The organism is Candidatus Photodesmus blepharonis (assembly GCF_000731795.2).
Lineage (GTDB): Bacteria > Pseudomonadota > Gammaproteobacteria > Enterobacterales > Vibrionaceae > Vibrio > Vibrio blepharonis.
The window spans coordinates 61293-79372 of sequence record NZ_JGVK01000006.1; the positions used below are offsets into that span (position 1 = coordinate 61293).

Sequence of the window (18080 nt, forward strand, 5' to 3'; positions counted from 1 at the left end):
TTATTTTATCTAACATAGGTGACAGGCTTACCGTTAATCAATTTTTCCATATCCTCTAAAAATCCCAATTCCGGCTTAGTAGAAAAAATACCGTGATTAGATTGACCATCCATTCCACGCAAAAATAAGTAATAAATCCCGCCAAAGTGTTTCTCATAACTATAATCAGATATGCGGCTACGCAGAAAACGATGCAATGCTAATGCATAAATTTGGTATTGAAAATCATAACGATAGTTGATCATTGCATCTTCAAGAGCTTCTTTATTGTAGTAAGAGACATCTTCCCCTAAGTAGTTCGATTTCCAATCGAGTACATAATACTTTCCACAATGCTTAAATACTAAATCAATAAAACCTTTCAACATACCTTGAACACTTTCAAAACCAAGATCTTCTGCTTTAGCAGAAATAGGATCATAGTATTGAATGACTCTATTTAATGCTGATGATGTTAAAATTTCTATAGGTAAAAGAAATTCCATTTCAGCCAATCTTTCTTGCGGTCTCTTTTGATTCAAAATTAATTCTTCTCCATCCAATGGTGTGTTTAAGACCGTATAAAGCAACTTTTGAAGTACTGGTAACCACTCTATTTCTAATTGGCTTCTTCTCATCAGTTCCTTAATCGCAAAAATGTTTTCTTTACTATTTGTTGGAAGCGTAAACTCTATCTCCTCAAATAGACTATGCAAAAAAACGCCTGATGACACACCGCGCGGAAAAGTAAAAATCGAACGCTCAGATTGCGTAGCATTTATTTTGTCTGATCGCTCATCCAAAGAAAAATCAGTCAACCGCAGTATTGAATCATGCCTACTATGATACAAACTTTGCTTTATCAATCCAGAATAACTCGTGATGCCCCATAATCTGTCAATATGTTTCTTTAATTCTTTTGCTCTAAATAACTCAATAGGCTTGCTAACATCAATAAAAATTTCATCACTAACCGTAGGCACATCCGAAATCACAACTGCTAGATTACGATTTACATGAAACTGAATTGAGTTCAACAAATCCTCAATATTACCTTCCTTACCATTTTGAAGTAGATATCCTATAGCGCTATTGTGAACTCCAGTTGGCTCTTTGGCTGAATATCCATTTCTAATCGGAGCAGCACCAATAAAGCAACCGTATACAGCACGTGTTAACGCCACATAAATCAGTCTCAAATCTTCTGCTAAGCGTTCTTTTTCAGCTTGTTTAAGTACATTATGAGTACATGAAAAAATTCTTCGCTCACTTTTTTCATGGTAATACGTATTCTTATTCACTTTACGATAGCTAAATACAAAGGGCAAAAATACCAAATTATATTCAAGACCTTTTGATTTATGAATAGTAACAATTCTTACTAAGTTTCTTTCTGACTCAAGACGTTGAGTATGCTCTTCAGCACAATCTAAACCATTTTGTGCACAACTAATCTTCTTCGTTAACCAACGCAACAAACTATGATTACTATCCAAATTATGACTTGCTTGCTGTAAAAGTTCCCCAATATGCATTAAATCTGTAAGCATACGTTCACCATCGTCTTTTTTTAGTAAACACTCGGCTATGCAACGCTTACTCATTACTGAGCGAATCATTGAAAAAACTCCACGTTGCATTAAAATTGTACGATAATTCCTAAACTCATTAACTATTTTATCCCACAGAATTTCATCTTTATTAAACGCGTCTAAATCAGCAATATTTAAAGCAAACAAGTCTGAAGCAAGACTAGATTTCAAAACCATATTATCTTCTGGCAATAACACAGCTTCTATTAAACGCTTTACATCTAGTGCAACCATGCTAGAAAAAACACTGACTGCATTTGAAAAAACACTAGCGATCCCTTGCTTAGCTAATGTTCTTTTCACTAAGTGACCTTCACTGATAGTACGTACTAAAACAGCAATATCAGCAGCCTGAATTTGCATTTTTTTATCACCAGAGACAAAGTAAGAATTATCTTTTTTGGCAACAGTTAAAATTGTCTGAATTTGACTTGCTGTGGCTTTGGACATCACATTAAGATATTCACTTTTAGATAGCAGTCTTTGGTTTTCTGAATGCAACCAATAGGTAATTGAAGGTTGTTTATCTCCGTTTAACAACCAGTAACGTTGATTTGCATTTGAACTATAATCAACTTCTAAAAACGGAATATCATCATCGTATATAAATGGACTTGTTGGTTTAGAAAATATCTGATTTACTGCTCTCACCATATCAGCACTTGAACGCCAATTTGTGTTTAAAGTGTAACGCGCTATAGCCTCATTTCGTGCCTTGATATAAGTAAAAATATCTGCTCCGCGGAAACCATAAATTGCTTGCTTCGGATCACCGATCATAAACAAACCACACTCAGAATAGTCCAAATAAATACGGCTAAAAATACTATATTGAAGAGGATCAATATCTTGAAACTCATCAATCATTACTACTGGATATAAAGTTCGAATACGTTCTGCTAATAAAGATTGATCATCCATATCAATCGATTCTGAAAGCTGAACCAGCAAATCATTGAATGATAAACACTGTTTTTGTTTTTTTACTCTAATCAATGATGCTCGGCAATGTGCTACTGCATGCGTTATCAACGGAATTTTCAAACTTATTGGGTCCGTAAAAAAACTTGCGATGATATCAAATACAAAATGGGTTGGCGCATTACTACCTATCGCAGTTTTCTTAATCAAAACATTCTGTGCAAATTTTTCTAGCTTATCAGGAAAATTATATCCTGTATTTTCCATAGCGGACCATGCTGATATAGTATTAAACCACAGTTTTAAAGATTTCTCAGTGTAGCTATGTTTATTAACATCCGAATTCAAAATCAGATCTAACAAATGATCTTTATATTTCATCCAAAGAGTTTTTAGTTCATCGATTCGTTTTAAGTTCTTCTGATGAAGATCAATTAAATTTTCATTTATCATTTTAATGGACCAGGCAGATTGAGGATCACTCAAATAACTATCAATTTCATACAGCAAATCTAGAGGGCTGGCCCATAATTTCCTTACTTCGGACGCTAAACTTAGCGATAAGGGATAAAAATTTCTACGCCAATAGTCGGTCACAACTTGCAGTTTCAAGTGACTTTCATTGGGAACAAATTCACTATTAAAAGGACTACCAGACTCAAATGCATTCTGAAAAAGCATACGCTGGCAAAAACCATGGATAGTATAAATCGCAGCTTCATCTATCTGCCGCTCTGCATTGAGCAAAATAGCTATGACTTGTTTGTGATCGCTTAAATCTTCTAAAATTCTTTTAATAAAAGGATCGCTAGTTTGATTACGTAAAAAAGCTACTCGAACATCACGAATTTTTAAACGAATACGATTTTTCAATTCAGCTATAGCAGCTTCAGTAAAGGTTACAACTAAAATTTGATCAACCCTTAACACTTCTTGATGCCGAGTTCGAAAATTACCATGACCAAGAAGCAAGCGTAAGTATAGCCCAACAATAGCAAATGTTTTACCTGTGCCTGCAGACGCTTCTATAATCCTTGCTCCGTGCAAAGGAAACGTCATAACTTCTAATGGAGCCGATTCTGAAGTTCTCATCGAAAAAAGATCGTAAAGATACTATTCAATCCGATTATTGTTTATTCTTAAACGTATCTCTTACGTAGTTAAAATATTTAATTAAGACAAAATTTTAAACAAAAAGGAATTTACTAACATTTTAGTTCTATGTTCCCAAAATAATATCACTTAATATCATCAATATTCTTTTTCATTAACCTAGGCGTTTTTATTACTAAATTTGACAATGACCTCGCTTGAACTGCCAATTCGCTATTCCATTTCGGCCAAACGCGCGCGATATACACATTACTACCCTCACCAATAGAAGCATAACTATCATTAAACGTATCAGCCATTTTTTTCAACGATTTCCTTTCATCATTAACCCAACAACCACGGTGAAAACCTGCTTCTATACCCATTAATGCTGTCCTTGGAAAATAGGCTAAAGGCTGACTAATTCCTTGATAAAATAAACATATCAATTCTTCAAGCAAACTTTTAGCCTGAGTCAAATCATCAATACGAGGATAGATAAAATGCTCCAAACCGTTCTTTCGATCATAACCAACTATATGAGTCGATTTACTATAACCTATCGTACTCATGACCAAATGATCAATCCAAGCAGAAAGATAATCCTGAGATCGAATTTTACCGGTACGATAACGCACCAAACAAAACTGGTAATTTTGCTTTATACGTCCAGTTAAGTGAACACTTTTACCATTACGTGAAATATCTAGAATTATATTGACATTAATATCCTCTTGTTTGAAATCGCATAAGCACATTACAGTGTTTAGTAAAACTTGTACTTGCATACGATTAATTTCAAATTCAATATCACCATAAACCCCAGGAGGAAGTCTACCTTGTGCACGCTGTCTTTTCATAAATTCAAGCACTACTCTATCTTCATCAAAAAATCTAGAATGCGTTTCTGACCATTTTTTAAACAATGTATCTAGCAACTCAGTACGCATTCGGTAACTTTCTAAAGCAGAGAGTGAAAATGGCTCATCGTCTTCTACTATTGATAATACTGGATCAAGTTTTATATTTAAACGACGATTGAAAAAATACTGAACTGGTAAAAACCAAAACTTTTGTAACTCTAGCAAATTAAGCTCTAATAGATAAGTTACTCCAAACAAAGGTTCACTAAACGACCTCTTTTGATTATCCTCAACTCTCTCCCCTTTTTGCACTTGAACACGTACAGCCGGTATCCATTCTTTAACGTAGCTACCAGTTCTACCGGTAAACGAAGAAGGGCTGAATGCTGCTATTCCATACTGAAAGACTAATGATTGTAACAATTTTACAGCAGAATCATCACTTGAGAGTGCCTCAGTACCTTTTAAGCAATAATTTTGACAACAATAGTCCATTAATTCAGATACTAATACCGAAGGGAAACACTCAGTATTATCTTGAATAGAGCGCCCGACATAACTAACGTAAAACACTTGTTGTGCCGATCGAATTGCTTCTAAAAATAAATAACAGTCTTCATCTCTTCGTGAGCGATCACCATGCTTAGTTCGTCCTATCATCAAATCAAAACTCTCTGGTGGAACTGAACGTGGGTAAACTCCATCGTTCATCCCAAGTAAACATACTACTTTAAATGGAATTGAACACATCGGTATCATAGTACAAAAATTAACCTGCCCAGTTAAAAAATGCTGACTAATATGTTCACTCGAAAATTTCTTCTCTAAATACTGAATAATAATGATTGGAGTTATATCTTGCTGGTAAGCAGCATGATTAATTTGTTCTTTAAGCTGACCAATAGAATCACGAATCAATTGCAATGCTATTTCTTCTTCAAGACCAACAGAAAAGAAATCGTTCAATAAATTAGATATAACTCTACACCAACTATCAATAGATTGAGTTTGACTAAGTAATCGACGATAAAGATTAATTTTTTCAATAAAATACGATAACTTACCTACTAGTTTTACTTCCGTACATTGCACTTCATCGTATGGAGAAACTAGAGTCCCTGCTAAATTAAACAATCCGCTACTTTCAGACATAGCATATCCCAATAGCATCCTTGCAATACCAAATTTCCATGTATTTTCCTCGCTGACAGGTAGATCAAATTCCCGTGCCATTTCTGAATCTAGTCCCCAACGAATGCCCGTTTCTCTGACCCATTTTTGAATAATCAGAAACTCATCTTCATCAATTTGAAATTTCTTCATAATAACTGGAATTTCGAGTAATGCTAACAATTCAGAGGCTAAACAACGCATATTAGGTAATGTAATCAATTGCATAAAAACCGATAGAATTGGATTTTCCTTCTTAGCATTATGATCGGAAATAGAATACGGGATATAATGTTTACTTGACGCACTAGCAAATACTGCCTGAATTAGAGGAGCATAAGAATTTATATCCGCTACCATGACAACAATATCACGCGGCTTTATAGTAGATTCAGAATCGAATATTGTTAGTAGTCTATCGTGTAATACTTCTATTTCGCGCATAGGAGTATGACAAACATGAACAGATAGAGAAAAATCACCCAATTTTATAACTTTCTTGTGGTGGCTTGAATCCAACTGTTGATCATTTTGGTGCTCTTCTAAATTGAGAATGTCAGCTTGAATATGATGCAATAGAGTATCACGCTCAATATCAATAAAAAAATCATATCCTTCGGTTTCTACTTGTGATAGAAAGTAGAGACTGTCTCTCCCAAGCTTGCCCATTGAAGCAAGAAGACTATTGCCCACGGCATGTTGCATATGTAGGCCATCTGAGTGAGTCCAAATGTTTTTAGAAGTTTTTTTAAACCGGGAACTTTCTCTATGAAAATGCACTCCTTGATTATCACAGTGCTCGTAGCTTTTTTTAGTCAGATATTTCCTATCGCGAATATCACCCCAATAATACCGACAGGGATTATTAAACATTAAGTGTACGTCAATATGTTTTCCTAATGCCTTAAGTGTATCTAAATAATATGGTGGAAAAGATGCGATGCTAAAAACGAATAAGCGATTAGGAAGACTACTAATATCAATTGGATCATTCATAATCTTTTTAATAAAACTACTGTATAAGTTAGCACGATGATAATGCAGCTGACCTTGATTTAGAGTATGTTGACACAATTTTCTCCATAAAATAGATTGCCAAAAGTGTTCACCATCGAGTTCAAGTACTGGAATATTTTGTTCCCAGCTTATTATCCACTCAGGACGGTAAATCATATATCTATCGAAAATATCTGCAATTTTTTCTGAAAGTTGATACACCTTACAAGCATTGTCATCTTCTTTTAAATAACGTCTCACAGCATCAAACTCTGAATTGCCTAATACAGATGGCAAAATACTCATCAATTTCCAAGTTATAGCCTCTCTACTGAAGGCACTGTATTTAGGTACATAAGGCAAAAATTGAGTAAACATTTCCCAAATATAAGCTGATGGAAGTGAAAAATGAATATTTGCAGCAACACCTAATTCTTTGGCTAACTCTATTTTCAACCATTGCGAAATACCTAAACTTTGTACCAGTATATGTTCTTTATCGAATGGATTACTAAGAGGTGCATTTTTTATTAAATTTACTAATAGTATCTTTAAACTTTCAACGCTATTGGAATGGTAAACAATGAACAAAATATACCTATGCTAATTTCTTTAACATTGTAAGATAAACACTTAACAATATAACATCAATGACACTAAATCGTGATATTATATGTGATGATTCTAACTTTTAGATTCATACTTTAAAATCAGGTAACAACTTAGAGGATATCACTGTATATGGTATATCAAACTGCGATACCGTAAAACAACCAAGAAAACCACTAGAAAGTAAAGGTATTCACTACAATTTCTATGCTTACCGTAAGCACAGGGAGTTGATCAGCTTCTAGTAGAAGTTTCTTGCAAGGTATTCGATTGGAATAATGTAATCAATAAAAAGGGTAAACTTTACTTCTACTCACTCCAGAACAAAAAATACTTTAAATCAAGGAAATGTGGTGACTCTATTAGTGAAAAGCTAACTATCATCAAATACCCCATTTTACAGAATTTAAGGCTGAGCAATATTCCCTCATTTTCAGTCAAGTAATTATCTAAGGAACTTAAAAATGATAAATAGTTCAATTTTAGATCTTGCAAAAGAACTCATTAGCCGAAAATCAGTGACTCCAGAGGATGCTGGTTGCCAAAAATTAATTATCGAACGATTAAAAAAACTCGGGTTTACCATTGAAGTAATGATCTTTGAAGACACCACAAACTTATGGGCTCGCCGCGGTATAGAAACTCCCTTATTTGCTTTCGTCGGACATACTGATGTTGTTCCATCTGGTTCATTGGAACAATGGCATACTCCTCCATTTGAACCAACAATCATTAATAATAACCTACACGGTCGCGGTGCGGCAGACATGAAAGGAGCGCTAGCCTGTATGATCATCGCAGTCGAACAATTTGTTTCAGAAAGCCCTAATCACATAGGTTCAATTGCATTTTTAATTACTTCCAATGAGGAAGGTACCTTTATTAATGGTACTAAACGTGTTGTAAACACTTTGATGAAACGTAATGAAAAAATTAATATGTGCATAGTTGGAGAACCATCAAGCCTACAAAAAGCGGGAGATGTTGTGAAAAATGGCCGTAGAGGTTCTATTAACGGTAATTTGCAAATAAAAGGCACTGAAGGACACATTGCTTACCCGCACCTTGCGAATAATCCAATACACCAAGCTTTACCAATTTTAGCTAAGTTTACTAAAACTAAGTGGGACGATGGCAACGAATTTTTTCCGCCAACAAGTTTCCAAATTTCAAATTTACACTCTGGCAACGGAACCTCAAACATGACTCCAAGTGAATTGAATGTACAATTCAACTTTCGTTTTAATACTGAACTTACCGATGAACAAATAAAACACCGCATTCATTCCACACTAGATGCGCATGCCTTGAATTATAATCTAAAATGGAGTCTCAGTGGTCGTCCATTCTTAACTAAACATGGAAAACTACTCGAAGCAGTAAGCAAAGCTATTTATAAAGTTAATCAAAAAAATCCTAGGCTTCTAACAAATGGTGGCACTTCGGATGGTCGTTTTATTGCAAAAATGGGAGCTGAAGTCCTAGAGCTTGGTTTAACAAATACTACCATCCATAAAGTCAATGAGAACACAAGCGTGACAGACTTAAAAAGACTCACAGATATTTATCAAAAAACACTAGAAAACCTGCTCACTGAAAAACAGCCTAATTAATTCTTACGTCGCACCACATCATCAATTAGACCATATGCAACAGCTTCCTCTGCGCTCATAAAATTATCTCTTTCAGTATCCTGTTCAATTTGTTCTATCAATTTTCCAGTATGCTTAGACAATACCTTATTCAAATTACCTCGAATCTTTAGGATTTCATTAGCATGTATACCGATATCTGTGGCTTGTCCCTGAAATCCTCCTAAAGGCTGATGAATCATTACTCTTGAATTTGGCAAAGCCAGCCTCTTTCCAGGTTCTCCTGAAGCCAAAATGAATGCCCCCATACTGGCAGCTTGACCAATACAAAGAGTTGAAACACTCGCTCTGATATGCTGTGCTGTATCATAAATTGCCAACCCAGCTGTCACAGACCCACCAGGAGAGTTAATATATAAAAATATATCCTTTTTAGCACTCTCTGATTCAAGAAAAAGTAACTGAGCACAGACACTATTTGCTAGATGATCATCAATAGGACCTACCAAAAAAATTATACGCTCTTTCAAAAGTCTAGAATAAATATCATATGACCTTTCTCCTCTGTTTGTTTGCTCAACAACCATAGGTACAAGATTCGACAATAGGTCACTCATAATTCTTCCCTTGCTTTAAATAATCTTTTTTAACGACTAGGAAACCAGGGGAGTAATTCTAACACAATCGTTTTTTGTAAATTCGCTGCTATTATTGCAACCAGTACAAAATACAACTTATATCACATTTTTTTGAAAAAAAATAATTATCAAGTAATTTTTCGTTATAATTGGGTAATAGGAGTGTTGCTACCCCTGATTATTCAAAGCAACCCTCCTAAAGATAAGTCGATTTTTGGCCCCTTAGCTCAGTGGTTAGAGCAGTCGACTCATAATCGATTGGTCAACAGTTCAAATCTGTTAAGGGCCACCATATTGTTAAGTTAGAAAACGAAGAAAGCAAGGTTTGGAAGATTTAATCTAGTAAGAGCCGCTGTTTTTTGTTTCAAGTCGAAATTATGTTTGCGCTCTTAGTGTCTTTTTCTGCGTTATGATAAGGAACGCATTATTTAGTTGAAGCTTAGACACACTAAAAAACTGGCTAGACGTATATGAAAACAGGGTTATGTCCTATTTTTATTAGAAAAGGCTTGTCGTAAATGGAGTTGGGAGCTCTTAAACATGGATGGAAAGTCTAATACACAAAAACGTCAATATTATCGTCTCAAATACCCAAACCTGGCTAGGCCATCTATACATTTCAAGGGTAATCTGTACCCAGTTAGTGAGATATCTGAAAAGGGGATTAGAATCTTGATTGAAGGTTGTTGCGATTTACTGTACACCGGATTAGATGTGATAGGTACATTAAACCTACACAATGATAATCAAATTCACATAGAGGGTACTGTTTCACGTATTGATGATGATGAAGTCATATTGCAGTTAACTCGAGGACCAAGCTTTAGGGATATGCTTTTAGAACAAAGGTATATCCATAATAAATACCCAACTTTTTTTAATAAGTAAGATTTAGAAATTTCAAGAATAATAGAGATAGAAGATCGAATTCTACTAGTTAGTAACCGTCCGGGTTTTTTAGTTGCCAGCGCCAAGTATCCTCCATGATTTCTATCATACTACGCTTTGCTGTCCAACCAAGATCATGCTTAGCCTTTTCAGGGTTTGCCCAACATTCTGCAATATCTCCTAGTCGACGCTGACAAATTTGATAAGGAATACGAACACCACATACCTGATTGAATATTTCTATCATTTCAAAGACACTGAAACCTTTTCCTGTACCTAAATTATAGACACGCAACCCGGACTTTCCACTAATTGATTCTAATGCAACAACATGTCCTTCAACTAAATCCATAATATGAATATAATCTCGTATTCCAGTGCCGTCTGGCGTAGGGTAATCATTACCAAAAACAGAAAGATACTCACGACGACCTATTGCAACTTGGGTTATGATAGGCATCAAATTACTTGGAATACCTTTCGGATCTTCCCCTATAACACCTGACGGATGCGCACCTACTGGATTAAAATAACGCAATAAAGTAATACTCCAATCGCTTTCCGATGCGAATAGATCAGTGAGGCACCTTTCAACTATGTACTTGGTACATGCGTATGGATTAGTTGTCATACCAGTCAAAAAACTTTCTGTCACCGGCATAACATCAGAATGACCATATACTACCGCTGATGAACTGAAAACAATACTTTTAACACCAGCTTTACGCATTGACCGTATCAACACCAAAGATCCATTGACATTATTATCGTAATACCGCAGAGGCTCTAACACTGACTCACTAACTGATTTTAAACCAGCAAAATGTAATACAGACTGAATCTTATGACTTCTAAATACCATATCTAGAAAGATTTCATCACGAATGTCACCCTGATAGAAAATTGGTTTCTTTCCAGTTAATGCTTCAATTCGACTTAACACTTCAACTTTTGCATTTAAAAGACTGTCTACGATGATAGGTTGCATACCAGATTCAATCATTTTTACACAGGTATGACTGCCTATATATCCTATACCTCCAGCAACTAATACCTCCAATTTTGCCTCTCCAGCTTTAACTTTATATCATACTGTTTCATCTAAAAGATACAGCCAAGATTGGTATTCAAAAAAAACAATTTATTTTTTCCTTTCAAGAACTAAGAAAGAATTTAATATTACAATACATCAACAGCGTTTAGGTCAGTAAACACTTTTTCAAGATGAGCAATCATAGAGACTTGAGCAGCACGTAGCCACACACGTGGATCGTAATACTTCTTATTTGGAATATCTGCGCCAGTTGGATTACCAATTTGACTCTGCAAATAGTCACGGTTTTCAATTTCATATACACGAATTCCATTCCAAGTCGCCCACTGCGTATCGGTATCGATATTTATTTTTACAACACCGTAATTAATAGACTCTTGTATTTCATCAGCACTGGAACCAGAACCACCGTGAAATACAAAATTTAGAGAGTTAGGAGCAATACCAAATTTTTTAGTACAATGTTCTTGCGAATCGCGAAGAATAGTCGGAGTTAAAACAACGTTACCAAGTTTATAAACACCATGTACATTCCCAAAAGAAGCAGCGATGCTAAAACGCGGACTAACAGAACTTAGTTTCTCATAAGCATAGGCTACATCTTCAGGAGAGGTATAGAGTTCAGAAAAAATCATACCAGAGTTATCCACACCGTCTTCTTCACCGCCAGTACAACCGAGCTCAACTTCAATCGCCATACTAATTTTATTCATACGTTCTAGATATCGAGAACAAATTGCAATATTATCCCTTAAAGGCTCCTTAGAAAGATCCAACATGTGAGAGGAAAATAGGGGCCTATTGTTTTTTTCAAAAAAATCTTCCCCAGCATCCAGCAAATCATCGATCCATGGAAGAAGCTCCTTAGAAGCATGATCAGTATGCAAAATCACTGGAATACCGTACGTTTCAGAAACAGCATGCACATACTTAGCCCCAACAATAGCACCCAAAACTTGAGCTCCTTGACCTTCAAGTTTAACTCCTTTTCCAACGAAGAAAGCAGCCCCACTATTCGAAAACTGAAGGACAACTGGAGATTTAACTTTTGCAGCAGCTTCAAGCACAGCGTTGATAGAATCAGTCCCAATAACATTCACCGCAGGAAGAGCGAATTTATTCTCCTTTGCTACTTGGAATACCTTTTGTACATCATCACCAAAAATTACACCAGGTTTCACGAAATCGAAAATCTTAGACATAGAATTAATCCCATTTATATCTACTTTTCTAAAAATTTGCCGAAAAATGAACGTCATATCACTTCTTGTTAGCTACCTATCTATAAATTAAGGCTAACAGAAAAGCGCTCACCATGCTAAAACAAACCTTGTTTTCTCTAATATTTGAGAAATAATTACTTAGCGCGTTCTTCAAGCATCGCTACAACTGGAAGCACTTTTCCTTCAACGAACTCAAGAAACGCACCACCACCAGTAGAAACATAAGAAACGTCAGCCTTAATACCAAATTTATCGATAGCCGACAAGGTATCGCCACCACCCGCTACAGAAAACCCTGTAGATTTCGCAATTGCTCTAGAAACACCAGCTGTACCTGCTTCAAAATTTTTGAATTCAAACACACCCATCGGACCATTCCAAAGAATAGTCCTAGCTTTACTAATAATTTTAGTCAAAGCAGCTATTGAATCAGGACCTAAATCAAAGATCATATCATCATCTTGCACATCAGCAACCTTTTTAATTTCTGCTTCTGAGTTTTCATCAAACGCTCTGGCGCATGCAACATCAATAGCTACTGGTATCGAACATTTTTTTGTCAACTCACTGGCTGTTTCAACTAAATCAGCTTCATATAGCGATTTACCTACATTGTAACCTTTAGCTGAAATAAAGGTGTTCGCAATACCTCCACCGACAACAAGTTGATCGGCAATCTCAGATAATGATTTAAGAACTGTCAATTTGGTAGAAACCTTAGCTCCGCCAACGATAGCAACTAAAGGTCGAGCTGGATTATCCATCGCTTTACTTAACGCTTCCAACTCAGATAACAACAATAGACCGGCACAAGAGACAGGAGCTCTCATACCGATGCCATACGTTGAGGCTTGAGCGCGATGAGCTACACCAAATGCATCCATTACAAAAACATCGCATAATACGGCATATTTTTTAGATAACTCTTCTTCATTCTTCTTTTCACCCTTATTGAAACGAACATTTTCCAAAACAACAAGTTCCTTAGCGTTCAGCTCTAGACCATTTACATAATCTCTAACTAATTTAACTTCACAACTTAGTAAACTATTTAAACGATCAACAATCGGAGACAAAGAAAAATCTTCGGCAAACTCACCTTCAGCTGGGCGACCTAAATGAGAAGCAACCATTACCTTTGCACCAGCTTCTAAACAATATTTAATGGTTGGCAAGGATGCAAGGATACGAGCATCCGAGGTTATCTTACCATCTTTGATTGGCACATTTAGATCAGCGCGAATAAAAACACGCTTATCTGCTAATTCCAGATCAGTGACTTTAATTACAGACATAGTCTGTCCTCTTAAGTATTAAATAAAGACCTCTAGGCTTTAAATTTAAGCCGAGAGCACGACAGATCACTCTTCTAAAATAAACAACTTACATGGAGGCAATGCTTATTTATTTCAAGGTTCGAAATTCTTCTTTTTCAAAATGAAACATAAATCAAATCTAAAAGCCAGAAATATATTTAAATATTGTGCATTTCAAATCAGTCAAAAATTTTTACCTGAATCGACATATATCCAAATTATAAACTACCTATTTTTTTCTAGATAATCCAAAATCATCTTATGATGGCTCTTAATTTTAAATCCTTTAAATATATGTTCAACCATACCTTGTTTATCAATTAAGAAACTAAATCGATATAAACCATCGTAAATCTTACCCATAAATTTTTTTTTGCCCCAGACACCAAATTGTTCCGCAACAATGTGATTTTCATCTGAAAGTAGAGTAAAAGTTAAATTGTTGTGTTCAATAAATTTTCTCAAACATTCTACAGGATCGGTACTAATTCCTAGAATCGTTACTCCATACATCTCTAACTTAGTTTTAACATCGCGTAAACACTTTGCTTGCAAAGTACAACCTGGACTCATTGCTTTGGGATAAAAATAGAGCAATACTTTTTTATCCAAAAACCCAGAGAGGCTAACTGTCTTTCCATCTTGATTCAACAGAAAAAAATCTGGGGCTACTACACCCGACTTTAATGTTCTCATCAATTTCATCGCTCCTCTAACTATGTTCTATTTTTGTTTAAAACAATTTAAGTTATCATTCATCAAACAAAACTCTAACTAGAAAAACACACCCTTTATTACCTACTATATTTATGAGGATATGCACCCAACGAATTAAACGAGCTTAATTGCTTGTATTAATCAAATGTCTTACAGTAACATGCAGTTTGAACCTTTATCTAGAGATCTAATAAATGTTTTCAGGAAGTATAGTTGCGCTAATTACACCATTTAATGCAAAGAATGAAATAGATTTTAGTAGCCTAAAAAAACTGGTTGATTACCATGTAGCAGCCGGTACAAATGCTATTGTATCCGTCGGCACAACGGGGGAATCTCCAACACTCACTCTTCAAGAGCACGTTGAAGTTGTAAGCAAAACCGTCGAGTACGCCAAAAATCGTATTCCTGTTATTGCTGGAATAGGGACAAATGCGACTCATAAATCGATAACCCTCAACCATCTTTTGAACGACATAGGCATTGCTGGCTTTCTGCATGTAACACCTTACTACAATAAGCCAACTCAAGAAGGTTTATACCAGCATTATAAGACAATTGCGGAAAAAAGTGATATACCGCAAATTTTGTATAACGTTCCTACTCGTACTGGAGTTGATTTATTACCGGAAACAGTTGCCCGTCTCTCTCAAATTGAAAACATAATCGCTTTGAAGGACGCGACTGGTGATTTAAAAAGAATCTCGATTCACCGTAACCTTTGTGAAAAAAACTTCATCTTGCTTAGCGGTGACGATAATTCGAGTTTCGATTTTTTAAAACAAGGTGGACAAGGTGTTATCTCTGTAACCAGCAACATTGCTGCCAAAGATATGGCAAAAATGTTTCATTTGGCAAAGGAGAAAAAGTTACAAAAAGCAGAAGCTATTAATCAGCGCTTAATGCCATTACATAAAAGTCTATTCGTAGAATCTAATCCAATTCCCGTTAAATGGGCAGCTCATAAAATGGGACTTATCGTAGAGAACAATTTACGTTTACCTCTAACAAAACTTTCCGAGAAATTTCATCCCATTGTTAAACGAGCAATGCATCAAGCTTGTATTTACTAATATGTAATCTAGCTTCTAGCCTAGCTGGATATTGCAAAGTAAACCAACTAATTCTAAAAACAAAACTTCAATTTTATCTAACTTTAAAGCATGCAAATTATGTATGAGTGTATTACACTGTCGCAGTTTCGATGTTTTTAAGCCATACAAATGGAAATTTTTCAATGAGGCCAGTGACTATCCTTCTTCTATGTGGCGGCAACTCAGCAGAGTATGCAGTATCACTAATGTCAGCCAATTACTTACAATCTCAACTCGAACTAACGCAATCCTTTTCCGTAATTTGCGTAAAAATTAAGAAAGATGGTTGGTATAATAGCAATGATGACTTAGTATATCTAGATACTAATAACTCTAAACTTAACAGTGAAGTAAGTTCGATACAAATAGATTTTGCCATACCATGCATACATGGATATCCAGGAGAAACGGGGGATATCCAATCTGTGCTTGAACTTGCAAGAATCCCTTACTTAGGTTCTCGACCTGAAGCCAGCAGTAATAGCTTTAATAAAATAACATCAAAACTCTGGTATAAGGCACTAGATATCCCCAATACGCCATATCTCTTTCTTAACGAAAATAATAGAGAAGCCTTCGAAAAGACTAGAAATGCCTTGAAACGTTGGAAAACAATATTTATAAAAGCAGCAAGACAAGGGTCTTCAGTTGGATGTTACAAAGTAACAGATGTCAAAAAGATACAAGAATCTATCAATTTTGCGTTTCAATACTCTAGTCAAGTGTTGGTTGAACAAGCAGTCAAATCAAGGGAACTAGAAGTAGCAGCATACGAGTTCAATGGAAAATTGCATATTTCAAAACCTGGTGAAATAATAACACCAAATGATGCATTCTATTCGTATGAAGAAAAATATGGAGCAAACAGCGGTTCTGTTGTAGAAATTGAAGCTTCTAATTTAACACAAAAACAGAAAACTACCATTTCAAAAAATGCTCGAAAAATCTTTATTCAAATGCGTCTAAGACACTTATCACGAATAGATTTTTTCTTAACAGAAGATGAGCATATTTATTTGAACGAGATTAATACATTTCCTGGAATGACATTAATGTCAATGTTTCCTAAAATGCTTGAAAATAATGGACACAAATTTTCTAAATTCTTATCCAGCTGCATTTATGGCTCAATTAAAAAAGGCTGCTCTAAAAAATCTCTTTTTTAAAAAAAGAATCACTCTTCCGCGCTAACATCTTCGTCATGATTTGACAAGACATTCCATACTGCTTTAACCAAAGTTGCCAATGGTATCGCAAAAAATACTCCCCAAAAACCCCAAAATCCTCCAAATACAAGAACAGAAGAAATAATCGCCACGGGATGCAAATTAACTGCCTCAGAAAACAGAACTGGAACTAAAATATTACCATCCAAAGTTTGAATGCTGCTATAAATCAACATCAACCAATAAAATTGGGGCGTCAATCCCCATTGAAAAAGACCAATAATAGCTACTGGAACAGTAACTACTGCAGCACCAATATAGGGAACTAATACAGAAAATCCAATTGCAACAGAAAGTAATACAGCATAGCGCAAACCTAACACTGCTAAAGCGACATAACTAATACCTCCTACAATTAGAATTTCTAAAACCTTACCACGAATATAATTCGAAATTTGATCATTCATCTCATACCAAACTTTATTTGCCAATTTACGATTTTTTGGAAGTACAACAGTAACTATTGAAATCATTTCTTGCTTATCCTTTAATAAGAAAAAGACTAAAATCGGAACTAAGACAAGATAAACAACTAACGTTGCAATACTAAGTAATGATGCTACAGAACCTTTTAAGATACTTTCTCCAACCGCAATAACTTGATTTTTTATATTAGCTATCAATAATTCAACAATCTGTAAATTTGCCAATTCTGGATAACGCTTAGGGACAATAGATACAAAATTTTGCAAACCTATATACATGTTAGGCACATCGTTAGTAAAATTCCCAACTTGCTGCCAAATAGTAGGCACTAAGCCAAATACCGCCATCAGCATTAAACTCGTGAAAATTAGTATTACTAAAACAACCGACAAAGTACGAGAAATACCTAATCTGCTTAAGTTAACGACCGGCCACTCCAACAAATAAGCAAGCACCATTGCAACTAACAGAGGGGCAATGAGATTACCAAAAAAGTAAATAATAATAAAACCAAATACTAAAATAGCCGCAAGACTTACTGCATGAGGATCAGAAAAACGCTGTTTATACCAACAACTAACCATCTCTAACATTATATAATATCTACCTAATCACTTACAGTTAACAGGGAAACCACTCAAAATAACATACAAACACTGCTAAAACTTATAGGAGCTCGCGCAA

12 protein-coding genes and 1 tRNA gene are annotated in these 18080 nt (G+C 35.3%); 5 read left to right on the plus strand and 8 right to left on the minus strand.

Going from position 1 to position 18080, the window contains the following annotated elements; all coding sequences use genetic code 11:
* Positions 1–5 precede the first annotated feature (5 nt).
* A complete protein-coding gene (recB, locus tag CF67_RS01050; RefSeq protein ID WP_034413235.1) occupies positions 6–3584 on the minus strand; it encodes an exodeoxyribonuclease V subunit beta in 3579 nt (1192 codons plus the stop codon).
* 146 nt (positions 3585–3730) lie between these two features.
* The gene (gene recC, locus CF67_RS01055) at positions 3731–7204 is read right to left on the minus strand and encodes an exodeoxyribonuclease V subunit gamma (RefSeq protein WP_034413237.1); all 3474 of its coding nucleotides are present in this window, start codon (positions 7202–7204) and stop codon (positions 3731–3733) included.
* 482 nt (positions 7205–7686) lie between these two features.
* Between recC and dapE the strand changes: the two genes are divergently transcribed.
* Complete coding sequence (gene dapE, locus CF67_RS01060; RefSeq protein ID WP_034413251.1) at positions 7687–8835, plus strand: succinyl-diaminopimelate desuccinylase; 1149 nt, start codon at positions 7687–7689, stop codon at positions 8833–8835.
* Here the strand turns inward: dapE and clpP are convergent.
* Complete coding sequence (gene clpP / locus CF67_RS01065) at positions 8832–9431, minus strand: ATP-dependent Clp endopeptidase proteolytic subunit ClpP (protein ID WP_034413253.1); 600 nt, start codon at positions 9429–9431, stop codon at positions 8832–8834. The genes dapE and clpP overlap by 4 nt on opposite strands.
* Positions 9432–9668: 237 nt before the next feature.
* On the opposite strand from clpP, the gene CF67_RS01070 reads away from it, so the two are divergent.
* Positions 9669–9744 (plus strand) — tRNA-Ile (locus CF67_RS01070).
* 248 nt (positions 9745–9992) lie between these two features.
* The gene (locus CF67_RS01075) at positions 9993–10340 is read left to right on the plus strand and encodes a PilZ domain-containing protein (RefSeq protein WP_034413255.1); all 348 of its coding nucleotides are present in this window, start codon (positions 9993–9995) and stop codon (positions 10338–10340) included.
* 49 nt (positions 10341–10389) lie between these two features.
* Here CF67_RS01075 and galE read toward each other — a convergent pair whose 3' ends face one another.
* The 4 genes from galE to bcp form a co-directional block, all read right to left on the minus strand.
* Positions 10390–11400: a UDP-glucose 4-epimerase GalE gene (gene galE, locus CF67_RS01080; RefSeq protein WP_034413257.1), complete on the minus strand. Its 1011-nt coding sequence runs from the start codon at positions 11398–11400 to the stop codon at positions 10390–10392.
* Between the two features lie 119 nt (positions 11401–11519).
* Entirely contained in the window at positions 11520–12596 is a 1077-nt protein-coding gene (gene fbaA, locus CF67_RS01085; protein ID WP_034413427.1) for a class II fructose-bisphosphate aldolase, read from the minus strand.
* A gap of 155 nt (positions 12597–12751) precedes the next feature.
* Positions 12752–13912: a phosphoglycerate kinase gene (locus CF67_RS01090; RefSeq protein WP_034413261.1), complete on the minus strand. Its 1161-nt coding sequence runs from the start codon at positions 13910–13912 to the stop codon at positions 12752–12754.
* A 246-nt stretch (positions 13913–14158) separates the two neighbouring features.
* Positions 14159–14629, minus strand: coding sequence for a thioredoxin-dependent thiol peroxidase (gene bcp / locus CF67_RS01095; RefSeq protein WP_034413272.1), 471 nt, complete (start codon positions 14627–14629; stop codon positions 14159–14161).
* 215 nt (positions 14630–14844) lie between these two features.
* On the opposite strand from bcp, the gene dapA reads away from it, so the two are divergent.
* Complete coding sequence (gene dapA / locus CF67_RS01100) at positions 14845–15723, plus strand: 4-hydroxy-tetrahydrodipicolinate synthase (RefSeq protein ID WP_034413275.1); 879 nt, start codon at positions 14845–14847, stop codon at positions 15721–15723.
* A 164-nt stretch (positions 15724–15887) separates the two neighbouring features.
* Complete coding sequence (locus CF67_RS01105; RefSeq protein WP_034413278.1) at positions 15888–16910, plus strand: D-alanine--D-alanine ligase; 1023 nt, start codon at positions 15888–15890, stop codon at positions 16908–16910.
* A gap of 8 nt (positions 16911–16918) precedes the next feature.
* On the opposite strand, the gene CF67_RS01110 is transcribed toward CF67_RS01105, so the two are convergent.
* Positions 16919–17989, minus strand: coding sequence for an AI-2E family transporter (locus tag CF67_RS01110; protein WP_034413280.1), 1071 nt, complete (start codon positions 17987–17989; stop codon positions 16919–16921).
* Positions 17990–18080 lie beyond the last annotated feature (91 nt).

What these genes read in the sequence shown, in the direction of transcription:
- recB (WP_034413235.1), bottom strand. Translation starts at nt 3,584, where the DNA reads ATGAGAACTTCAGAATCGGCTCCATTAGAAGTTATGACGTTTCCTTTG.
- dapE (WP_034413251.1), top strand. Translation starts at nt 7,687, where the DNA reads ATGATAAATAGTTCAATTTTAGATCTTGCAAAAGAACTCATTAGCCGA.
- clpP (WP_034413253.1), bottom strand. Translation starts at nt 9,431, where the DNA reads ATGAGTGACCTATTGTCGAATCTTGTACCTATGGTTGTTGAGCAAACA.
- CF67_RS01075 (WP_034413255.1), top strand. Translation starts at nt 9,993, where the DNA reads ATGGATGGAAAGTCTAATACACAAAAACGTCAATATTATCGTCTCAAA.
- fbaA (WP_034413427.1), bottom strand. Translation starts at nt 12,596, where the DNA reads ATGTCTAAGATTTTCGATTTCGTGAAACCTGGTGTAATTTTTGGTGAT.
- CF67_RS01090 (WP_034413261.1), bottom strand. Translation starts at nt 13,912, where the DNA reads ATGTCTGTAATTAAAGTCACTGATCTGGAATTAGCAGATAAGCGTGTT.
- bcp (WP_034413272.1), bottom strand. Translation starts at nt 14,629, where the DNA reads ATGAGAACATTAAAGTCGGGTGTAGTAGCCCCAGATTTTTTTCTGTTG.
- dapA (WP_034413275.1), top strand. Translation starts at nt 14,845, where the DNA reads ATGTTTTCAGGAAGTATAGTTGCGCTAATTACACCATTTAATGCAAAG.
- CF67_RS01105 (WP_034413278.1), top strand. Translation starts at nt 15,888, where the DNA reads ATGAGGCCAGTGACTATCCTTCTTCTATGTGGCGGCAACTCAGCAGAG.
- CF67_RS01110 (WP_034413280.1), bottom strand. Translation starts at nt 17,989, where the DNA reads ATGTTAGAGATGGTTAGTTGTTGGTATAAACAGCGTTTTTCTGATCCT.